At 62.6% G+C, this 1,870-nt stretch carries 4 protein-coding genes; 1 reads left to right on the top strand and 3 read right to left on the bottom strand.

Annotated features, from left to right (window positions below):
* The 3 genes from ACKVEX_RS16450 to ACKVEX_RS16440 all read right to left on the bottom strand — a co-directional run.
* A partial coding sequence (locus ACKVEX_RS16450; RefSeq protein ID WP_473216822.1) for an Rpn family recombination-promoting nuclease/putative transposase occupies positions 1 to 687 on the bottom strand: 687 nt, incomplete at its 3' end.
* A gap of 115 nt (positions 688 to 802) precedes the next feature.
* Entirely contained in the window at positions 803 to 943 is a 141-nt protein-coding gene (locus ACKVEX_RS16445; RefSeq protein ID WP_473216821.1) for a hypothetical protein, read from the bottom strand.
* Positions 944 to 1,018: 75 nt separating this feature from the next.
* Positions 1,019 to 1,390, bottom strand: coding sequence for a thiol-disulfide oxidoreductase DCC family protein (locus ACKVEX_RS16440; RefSeq protein ID WP_473216820.1), 372 nt, complete (start codon positions 1,388 to 1,390; stop codon positions 1,019 to 1,021).
* A gap of 201 nt (positions 1,391 to 1,591) precedes the next feature.
* On the opposite strand from ACKVEX_RS16440, the gene ACKVEX_RS16435 reads away from it, so the two are divergent.
* The gene (locus ACKVEX_RS16435; RefSeq protein WP_473216819.1) at positions 1,592 to 1,840 is read left to right on the top strand and encodes a CDGSH iron-sulfur domain-containing protein; all 249 of its coding nucleotides are present in this window, start codon (positions 1,592 to 1,594) and stop codon (positions 1,838 to 1,840) included.
* Positions 1,841 to 1,870: the final 30 nt, after the last annotated feature.

Below are 1,870 nucleotides of genomic sequence, written 5' to 3'. Positions count from 1 at the left end.
TCGCTCACCCGGCATCAGGCGTTTGAGCACCACCCGGTTCAGCCACACCACCAGCGCGCGGCGCAGGCTGTCGTAGCGTGGATGATTGAGCCGGCGTGTCAGCCGCGACACGATCGCCTGCAACTCCTGTGGGGTGGGCGTGCGCTCCAGCCGAATCATCTCGGCCAGGGTGCTCTCGCCCGCGGCGATCTCGTCGTCGCTCAGACGCCCTTCATCCAGCACCACATGCTTCTGGCGCGGGCAGTATGCTTTCAGACCCGCGACCGGTTCGATCAGTTCGGCCATTTCGCGCCGCGCACGCCAGACGCCTTCTCCATTGTAAACGACCATCGGGAACACCGGCGGCAAGCGATCACCGGGTCGCACCTGCTCCGATTTGACGAGGTCCTGATACAGCAGGCCGGTGTAGACCAGGATCCGAAGCGCCATCCACGGATCGACCCGGCTCTGGAACTCGATCAGCAGATACACGTACAGCCACTGTTCACCGTGCCGGGTGCGAACGCGCCACACCACGTCGTCGGCCCGACCGCGCAGGTCGTCGCTCACGTAGCTGCCGTTGGTCAGTTCCAGGGTGCCGAGATCCAGTTGCTCGACCCACGGTTCGCGCACGAAACCGGTGAGCAGGTCGCATACGATCTGCGGGTGGGAAAAGATGTGTTTGTATGATCCGTCGTGAGGAGTCATGGTACGGAATGAATGTCGTATGCATACGCATTCTATCCGATATGCATGATGACTTCCGCTCCGATGCGATTTACAACGGGGTAGAGAACGGTGCGTGATGGGGATCGCGCGAAAATCAGCCCTCGCTGAAGACCTCGTCCAGCCGCTCACCCGGCATCAGGCGCTTGAGCACCACCCGGTTCAGCCACACCACCAGCGCGCGGCGCAGGCTGTCGGGAGCGATAGGCGACAGACCACGATTTTTCCCCGCAGACATACGCGGTTTGAAATTTGTCCAGCCGGCCTTCCATTGCGCGGGGGCAGCGGGGCTCGATCAAGAAATTCGCATCCCCTATTTGCCCCGCAGCAGACGCTGCAAACGGGGCCTCAGCGGCAGGAATCCTCGGTAGCCGAGTTCCAGCATCCAGGACAGGGGCGGCACCGAGCACAGGCGACCCAGCCAGCGCCAGCCCGGAATGTGTCGCCACAGGGTCGCAAAAGCCAGCCCGCCCGAATGAAGGCGTCCGTCCGCCAGTCGCACATGAAAACGGGCCATCGCGGCGGTGCAACTGAGGTCTTCGCCGAGCGGGTTCGGCGTGCTGACGTCGACCCATTCGATGGCTTCATCGCTCGCGCGCCGGCGATAAAAGCCAATTTCGCGACGACACAGCGGACAACTGCCGTCGTAGTAAACGATCAGACCCGCACAGGTATTGTTTTCCATCGGCGTCAGACCGGTCGAGGGCACTGCCGTTCCCGCAAAATGAGAATGCCATCAGCCGGCGAATGTCGGGCGAGCAAACGAACCGCCGACCGCGCCTGCGCCATTGACAGGCCGCTGCCGGCAGGCGCATTGTCTGCGTGGCCTTCGGCAGACGCCGCATCCCCCGGCGAGCGTGACGACAAACCCTCAGGAGACAAGATCATGTCCGACAACCCCAGCCCCCACATCGCCCAGCAGTCGCCCTACGCCGTCGAGGTCGAGGCGGGCAGGAAATACTTCTGGTGCGCCTGCGGACAGAGCGCGAAGCAGCCCTTTTGCGATGGTTCGCACAAGGGCAGCGCCTTCAATCCGATCCCCTTCTCCGCCGACAAGACCGAGACTGTCTATCTGTGCGGCTGCAAGCACACCGGCAACGCACCATATTGCGACGGCAAGCACACCAAGTTATGAGCAGGAAATCAGAAAATTGGGGCCAGACCC

The sequence above is a fragment of the Denitraticella aggregata genome (assembly GCF_048158365.1).
Lineage (GTDB): Bacteria > Pseudomonadota > Gammaproteobacteria > Burkholderiales > Rhodocyclaceae > Azoarcus_F.
Note: the sequence above shows the minus strand (reverse complement) of the source record. Positions and strands in the feature narration are given on the sequence as shown.